This is a genomic window from Candidatus Cybelea sp., from assembly GCA_036489315.1.
In the GTDB taxonomy this organism is placed as follows: Bacteria; Vulcanimicrobiota; Vulcanimicrobiia; order Vulcanimicrobiales; family Vulcanimicrobiaceae; genus Cybelea.
In genome coordinates this window covers 1-6,994 of record DASXFZ010000049.1, presented here as the reverse complement: position 1 = coordinate 6,994, position 6,994 = coordinate 1, and the positions used below count along the sequence as shown (strand labels likewise).

General features: G+C 63.6%; 7 protein-coding genes. 3 read left to right on the top strand and 4 right to left on the bottom strand.

The window, feature by feature from the left end; translation table 11 throughout:
- Window positions 1-35 precede the first annotated feature (35 nt).
- The 4 genes from VGG51_11145 to VGG51_11130 form a co-directional block, all read right to left on the bottom strand.
- Entirely contained in the window at window positions 36-485 is a 450-nt protein-coding gene (locus VGG51_11145; protein HEY1883584.1) for a hypothetical protein, read from the bottom strand.
- Between the two features lie 3 nt (window positions 486-488).
- Window positions 489-1,364 carry a 16S rRNA (cytosine(1402)-N(4))-methyltransferase RsmH gene (gene rsmH / locus VGG51_11140; GenBank protein ID HEY1883583.1) on the bottom strand — a complete coding sequence of 292 codons (876 nt, stop codon included), beginning with the start codon at window positions 1,362-1,364 and terminating at the stop codon, window positions 489-491.
- A gap of 22 nt (window positions 1,365-1,386) precedes the next feature.
- Complete coding sequence (mraZ, locus tag VGG51_11135) at window positions 1,387-1,827, bottom strand: division/cell wall cluster transcriptional repressor MraZ (GenBank protein HEY1883582.1); 441 nt, start codon at window positions 1,825-1,827, stop codon at window positions 1,387-1,389.
- Between the two features lie 466 nt (window positions 1,828-2,293).
- Window positions 2,294-3,658 (bottom strand): NAD(P)/FAD-dependent oxidoreductase, encoded by a 1,365-nt coding sequence (locus tag VGG51_11130; GenBank protein ID HEY1883581.1) that lies wholly within the window; start codon window positions 3,656-3,658, stop codon window positions 2,294-2,296.
- Between the two features lie 154 nt (window positions 3,659-3,812).
- Here VGG51_11130 and VGG51_11125 point away from each other — a divergent pair, with 154 nt between their 5' ends.
- The 3 genes from VGG51_11125 to VGG51_11115 all read left to right on the top strand — a co-directional run.
- Window positions 3,813-4,286: a lytic transglycosylase domain-containing protein gene (locus tag VGG51_11125; protein ID HEY1883580.1), complete on the top strand. Its 474-nt coding sequence runs from the start codon at window positions 3,813-3,815 to the stop codon at window positions 4,284-4,286.
- Window positions 4,287-4,328: 42 nt separating this feature from the next.
- The gene (locus tag VGG51_11120) at window positions 4,329-5,486 is read left to right on the top strand and encodes an LptF/LptG family permease (protein HEY1883579.1); all 1,158 of its coding nucleotides are present in this window, start codon (window positions 4,329-4,331) and stop codon (window positions 5,484-5,486) included.
- Window positions 5,487-5,490: 4 nt separating this feature from the next.
- The coding region (locus VGG51_11115; GenBank protein HEY1883578.1) for a hypothetical protein at window positions 5,491-6,994 on the top strand (1,504 nt) is incomplete at its 3' end.

The window sequence follows — 6,994 nt, the reverse complement described above, 5'->3', positions numbered from 1 at the left end:
CGCGTATTAGTGCGTTGATGCATCGGGCTGCTGCGCTAGGGCTTGGCGACGATCGCCGGCTCGAAGAGACCGGCAAGTGAGGAGAGCACTGGGAAGCGCGGCTTCGTTCGGGCTACGCGCGGAGCTTCGACGCGTACCACGGCGAATTGCTGCGGTTCCCGCATTCCCAAGCGCGCTGCGAGCTGCGCCAGCCGGTCGTCGGAGCGCAGCGCCGCGATGCGATCGTCGAGGCGAAGCGTCTCTTCTAACAACGCCTCGCGCTTGGCTTGTGCGCGCGCGACCGCGTAGCTGCGGCCGGTCAGGCTCGAGGTCAGAACGACGTAGCCCATGAGCAGCGCCAGCACGCAGAGCAAAATGCCGAAGATTCGCCCGACGGTCGCGTGGCGAGCGCGCGAGGCGCGAACCTTTCTTCGCTGCGTCGCGGCGCGGACGGTACGCGGCTTGGTATGGTGTGGACGCTGCTCGAGCGTGCGTGAAGCGATCATCTCTTAGCTTGCCTTCTTTTGGGCGGCGCGCAGCTTGGCGCTGCGGGAGCGGGGATTATCGCGGAGTTCGGATTCATCGGGACGCAGCGGCCGCCGCGTGACGACTTCCAGACGCTCGTCGTCGCGGAACGTTCGCTTCACGATGCGGTCTTCGAGTGAGTGAAAGCTGATCGCCACGACGCGGCCGCCGGCGCGAAGCCGTCCGATGGCTGCGCCGAGCCCGTCGCGCAACGCGTCGAGCTCGTCGTTGACGGCGATGCGCAACGCTTGAAAAACTCGGGTAGCCGGATGTATTCGCTCGCGCCTTCCCGGTTGCTGGACAACGCCGGCGACCAGCGCGGCAAACTCGGAGGTCGTGCTCGGCAACGCACCGCTCGCGCGGCGGCTGACGATCGCGCGCGCAATGCGGCGCGCGGCGCGTTCCTCCCCGTACTGAAAGAAGATGTCGGCCAGGTCACGCTCGCTGGCCGTAGCGAGAACCTCGTAGGCGCTGCGCCCCAGCGCCGGATTCATCCGCATGTCGATGGGGGCGAAAGCGTTGAGCGAGAATCCGCGACCCGGATCGTCAAACTGCATCGACGAGACTCCCAAATCGAAGAGAACGCCGTCCACCAGTCCGATCGCGCAGCGATCGAGCACCGAATCGAGTTCGCGAAAGTTCGCGCGGACGAAGGTCAGGCGAGCATCGCCGGCCGCCTCCGCCAAACGGGCGACGCGCGGATCCGTATCGAGTGCCACTACGCGTCCCTCGGAGAGCCTCGCGAGCATCGCACGGGTGTGGCCACCGGCACCGAACGTTGCGTCTACGTAGATACCGCCGGGACGAATCTGGAGCAGATCCACGGCCGGCGCAAGCAGGACGGAAACGTGATCTAGCATCTCTTCGCCACATCATCCGATCCTAGAGCCCGAGCTCGCCCATAAAATCGGGGGTGGCGCCGGCCGGAGGCTTATCGAATGAGTATCGTTCCTTCGCCCAGATCTCGATGCGCGTCAGCACGCCGACCGAGACGATTTGCCGTTCGATACCGGCATATCCACGCAACAGCGCCGGGACGACGACGCGGCCCTGGTTATCGCACGCGACCTCTTCGCTGTGCGCAAAAAGATAGCGCACGAACTGCCGATAGCTCTCGTCCTTACGCGGCACCGCTTCGAGCCGCTCGCAAAACTCGATCCAGGTCGCGCTGGGATAGAGGGCGAGGCACGGATCCGGATCGGCGATGGTCAGGACGAACTCGGAGCCGAGACGCTCGCGAAAGCGGGCAGGCACGATCAACCGGCCCTTGTTGTCAAGGGCGTGCTGCTCCGAGCCCGCAAAACGCGGCAATCCGGCGTGCACAAATTCCTCCGTGAAGCACCACTTGGCACTACTTCACACCACTATACGCCCCTACTTTCCCCCAAGCAAGGGATTTGCGGCTGTGGCGTTCGCGGATTTTTCCCAAGACGAACACGCGTTCGTAATGAATGGATGCAAGTCTTCACTCGCTTCAGCACTCTATCAGGTGGAGTGCTAAGCGAAACAGCAGCGCCCTTTCCGGCTAGCCCGACTTTGACCAGGGCTATCAGATCGAGATCCCGCTTCCGGGATTCCGCTCTGAGGACGTCGAGGTTACCTATCGGGACGACGTGATCGCGGTCAATGCGAAAGGGGAACGCCGTTCGTTCTCGCGTTCGTTTACCGTTCCCGAGGATGTCGACCCGACAAGATCGAGGCAAAGGTTGCCGACGGCATGCTCGCGCTCAAGCTCGCGCGCCGTCCCGAGGCTCAGCCTCGCCGCATCGCAGTCAACTAGAGGCTGCGGCTATGCGAGGAGGTACTCGATGTCTGATGACGCGGTCGGATAGCCGAAAAGCACGTCCTTGAGATCCGCCGCGCGCACCTGCGCGCGAATCGCCAGCGAAAAGACATTGATGAGTTCCTCGGTATGCGGCCCCAGCAGGTGCGCTCCGAGAATCAACCCGCTCTCCTCATCGATGAGAACGCGGTAGGCCGAAGAGCGCGCCCGCACCCGTCTCGACGAATACCACTGCGTCGAGTCTCCCTCGCGAACCACGAACGGCACGCCTTTACGGCGTGCCTGATCGCTGCTCAAGCCGGTCGATCCTAAGGATGGAATCGTGTAGACGATGCTCGTCAGCCCGGTAAAATCGGCGGTGTGCCGATTGCCTTCCAAAAGGTTACGCGCGACGACGTCGCCTTCGAGTGCCGCGGTCGGCGTCAACGGGAGGCCGCCGCCGTCGGCGGAGTCGCCGGCAGCATAGACGGCCGGGTTGCTCCGGCTTTGCAGAAACTCGTTGACCGCGACGCCGCGCGGCGTACGTTCGACGTTTCCCTTTTCGAGCGAGAGATCGTCGAGGTCCGCCACTCGCCCGGCGGCATGCACGACGAGATCGCAGCCTAACGTCAAGGGGGCGCCGTTCGCGCGCCCGGCGACGCGGAAGGCTGCCCCGTCCTTCTCGACGGAGTCGACTTCGACGTTGACGCGAACGTCGATCCCGATGGTCCGGCTCACGTCGACGATACGATCGACCAATGCCGGCTCGAAGCCGGTCAAAACGCGAGGCCCGCGCTGCAAGATGACCGGCGACGCGCCCGCACGAGCGGCGAGGTGCGCGAACTCGAACGCGATGTAACCGCCGCCGACGAAACAGATCCGCTTCGGGAGCTCCGCAAGATCGAGAAACTCGGCGCTGTCGATCAAGTATTGCGCGCCGGCGAGGTCCAACGTTGCCGGCCGCGCGCCGGTAGCGAGCAGGATGTTCTGCGCTTTCACGATCCGTCCGTCGATCGAAAGGCTGTCGGGCGCCGCGAAGCGGGCCGTACCGTGATACATCGTCACGCCGCACTGGGCGAACTGCGCTTCGCGCTGCGCCGGAGCGGGTTGCGTAAAGGTCTGCTTGAAACGCATCAGATCGGCCCACACGATGCTGCTCGTTCCGCCGATTCCGCTGCCTCGCATGCGCTCGTTCCTATCGAGCAGCTCGGCTACGCCGACGAGTACCTTTTTCGGATCGCAGCCGCGCAGCACGCACGTCCCGCCGTAGGGCAGCTCGTCGACGATCGCAACGCGCCGGCCGGCTCGGGCGTAACGCAGGGCGGCGGTCGTTCCCGCGCTCCCCGTGCCTACGACGAGGAGATCGACGGGGTCGCCGGCAGCGGCACTCACGCCTCAGCGAACCTCAAGGCGCCGCCGATATGATCGCTCGCATAAACCACCCTTTTTGCACGGTCGTAAGGAGAGGATTATCGTGGCTTGCTCGTTATCTTTCCCGCGGCCTGCCTGCAAGGCGTGACCGCGCAATGAGAAGAATGGCGGTGCGATGACTCGAGTTCTCGGAGTCTGTGGCCTTGTAGCGCTGCTCTGCGGCTGCGCTGGGGGAGGCTACCTTCCGTCTGCCCCGCATTCGCTGGATCCGGGGACCCTCAACGCGCTGGTGAGCGGCGCCGCCCAGGCCAACGGCGTCCCGGCCGGCCTGGTGCGAGCCGTCGTCATGGCCGAATCGGCTGGAAACCCGTCCGCCGTCAGCGTGGCCGGAGCCCAGGGCCTGATGCAGCTGATGCCCGGCACCGCCGCCGGTTGCGGAATCGGCAACCCGTTCGACCCAACCCAAAACGTTTCGTGCGGTACGAGTTATCTTCGCTCGCTGCTGAATCGCTATCACGACAACGTCACCCTTGCCGTCGCCGCATATAACGCGGGCCCTGGAGCGGTAGATCACTACCGCGGCGTGCCTCCATATGCCGAGACGCAAGCGTACGTCGTGCGCGTGCTTAACGCGTACAACAGTTACTAGCCGGCTGGCCCGCGCCGTGATGCGCAGAGCCGATCGTTCGCAATGACGACCCTCACCCAGCACCAGCCGCTTCCGCGCGTAAGAGCTCCGCTCTTGCGCCTGCCGTCGATCCTCGATAGCTATATGCTGCGGGAAATGGTCAGCCCGTTCATGTTTGCGTTCGGGGCGTTTCTGCTCTTCTGGGCGCTCAATATTTTCTTCCTCGCCGCTGACTACATCATCAACCAGCACGCGCCGTTCTTTCTCGTACTGCGCTTCGTGATATTCCGCGTGCCGCAGGCGATTCCGATGGCCTTTCCCTTCGCCTGTCTCTTCGCAGCGCTGCTCGCGATGGGGCGCCTCATGGGCGACAACGAGGTAACGGCGATGCGCACCGCCGGCATCTCCGTCATGCGCATCGCGCTCTCGCCGCTGCTCTTCGGCGTCGCGATGTTCTTGATTGCCTATTTGATGAACGAGTACGTCGCCCCGGCCTCGGTCGACCTGTCGACGCGCACCTTCTATCAAATCATCTACCATACGGACTCGCTGCCGGTCGAACCGCAATTCTTCCGTAAGGACCCCGACACGGGCAATACCTTCTACGTCGGGCAGGTCGGCCCGGACAACAAGACGATGCTCGACGTGCAGATCTTCAAACCCGCAAAGTACGGGCCGTGGAACGAGACGCTGCAGGCGCGCAACGCGAGTGTCCAGGGTACCTCGCTGTTGCTGCGCGACGTGATCGACACGCGCTACAACACCGACGGCTTTCTCACCAATCAGCAACGCGTAAAGAGCGTGTCGATCGGCCTTCCACTTGGGGAGACGGCCTCGCAGTTCGTCAGCCAAGTCAACAACGATCCGTGGACGATGAGCAGCAAGTCGCTTCGCACGCAGGTCAACGCGCTGCAGGCCCAGGGAATCGGCGGTACGGCGATGGGCAACCTGCAAATCAATCTGGCCGATAAGCTCGCGTGGCCTTTTGCCTGCTTCGTCGGCGTCGTAATTGCGCTTCCTCTCGCGCTGCGCTTTGGAAAGAGGGGAAAAACGCTCGGCATCGCGCTGGCGGTCATTTCATTCTTTGCGTATTATCTCATGACGTCGGCTTGCTCGGCCTTCGGCAGAAACGGGGCCATCAACCCGTTCGTCGCCGCGTGGCTTCCGAACATCATCATGGGAGCTGCGGGCACCGTTCTACTTTGGCTGGAAGAGCGCTGACGTCGTGCTCTGCGGGACTCTGGGACGACGCGGCCTAGCCGCAGCAGCCGTACTCGCCGCATATCTGAGCGGCGCCTCTCCACTCTGGGCCCAGGCCGCGAGCGACGACGCCGCGCAGCAGCAGCTCGCCCTACTCCTCTTCAATACGCAGAGCTGCGCACAGCACTACTCGGCGGCTCCGGCGCAGAGCGTCGCGCAGGTCTCTACCCCGGCGCCCGTCACGACCCCGGCGCCCGCGCAGACGAACGCCCCGCCCTCGACGCCCGGTCCGCCCAACATCTTGCCGGGCGTCGGCAACGGCACCTACACGCTTAGTCCGACACCCAAGCCGATTCCGGGTCAGACGCCTGCGGTGACGCCGCCGCCGATTCCGGGGGCGACCCCGAATCCGACGTCCTCAATCGGCCCGATCTTCCTGATCCGCGGCGGCGAGACGCCGCCGCCGATTCCTCCCGCAGGCCAAGCGACACCGATGCCGACCGCGGCGCCCACCGGGGCACCGACGCTCGGCCCCGGCTACCTAGCCGTGATCTCCGATTCGTGGAGCGGCAACCGCGCGCGCGGTAAGCCCAGCGACGCGATCGGCAACGTGCATATTTACTACGGCGATGAAGAGATCGTCGGCGAACACGCCCATTTCGACGGCGTTCGAACGATTACGATCACCGGACATCCGTTTCTCGTCAACCACGAGCACGATTCCGTGCTCACGGCCGACGTTATCGTCTTCGACACGGTCCAGCAGACCGCGAAGCTCACCAACGGCCACGGCGCAAGCGACGAAGGCGTTCAACGCGGGCTCGTTCATTTTCAGGCCGACGACCTGCACACCAATCCGGACGGCACCGCGACCGGCCTCGATCCGTACGTTACGACGTGCGAGAATCCGCGCGGCGGCTACCACATCACCGGCAAGGATATGGAGGTTGTTCCCGGCGACCGCATCGTGATTCACAAAGCCGTCCTGTGGCTGGGAGCCGCCGCGGTCTTCTATCTGCCGCTGCTGATCATTCCGCTGCGCAGCCTCGAGAACCAGCGCGGCCGCGCTCACTGGTTCCCCGAGGTCGGTTACGACTCGTACGAAGGCGCCTGGATCAAGATCCAAATTCCCTTCGGGAAAGACCAGTACTATTACGGGTACTACATCGTGAATTATTTCACGCAGGAAGGGCTTGGCCTCGGATACGTCGGTTTCTATTCGAGCAAGCGCGGTCGCCGCAGCGTCAGCGTCAATCTCTACACGATCAACAACCGTCAACAAGGTGGAACGCAGACGAACCTTGCGCTACAGGAGCAAGAGAATTTTTCTTCGCATCTCAAAGGCAACTTTCAGTTCTCGTACCAATCCAATTACGGCCCGCTGGTAAGCATTCCGCCCAACGAGTCGATCAGCGCCGCTATCACCCACCAAACGACGAACAGCTCGCAGAACTACAGCCTTACGCACAGCTCGGTAGGCGGCCAATCCAGCAGTGACGCTTTTACGTTTACCGACACGCGCCAGTTCA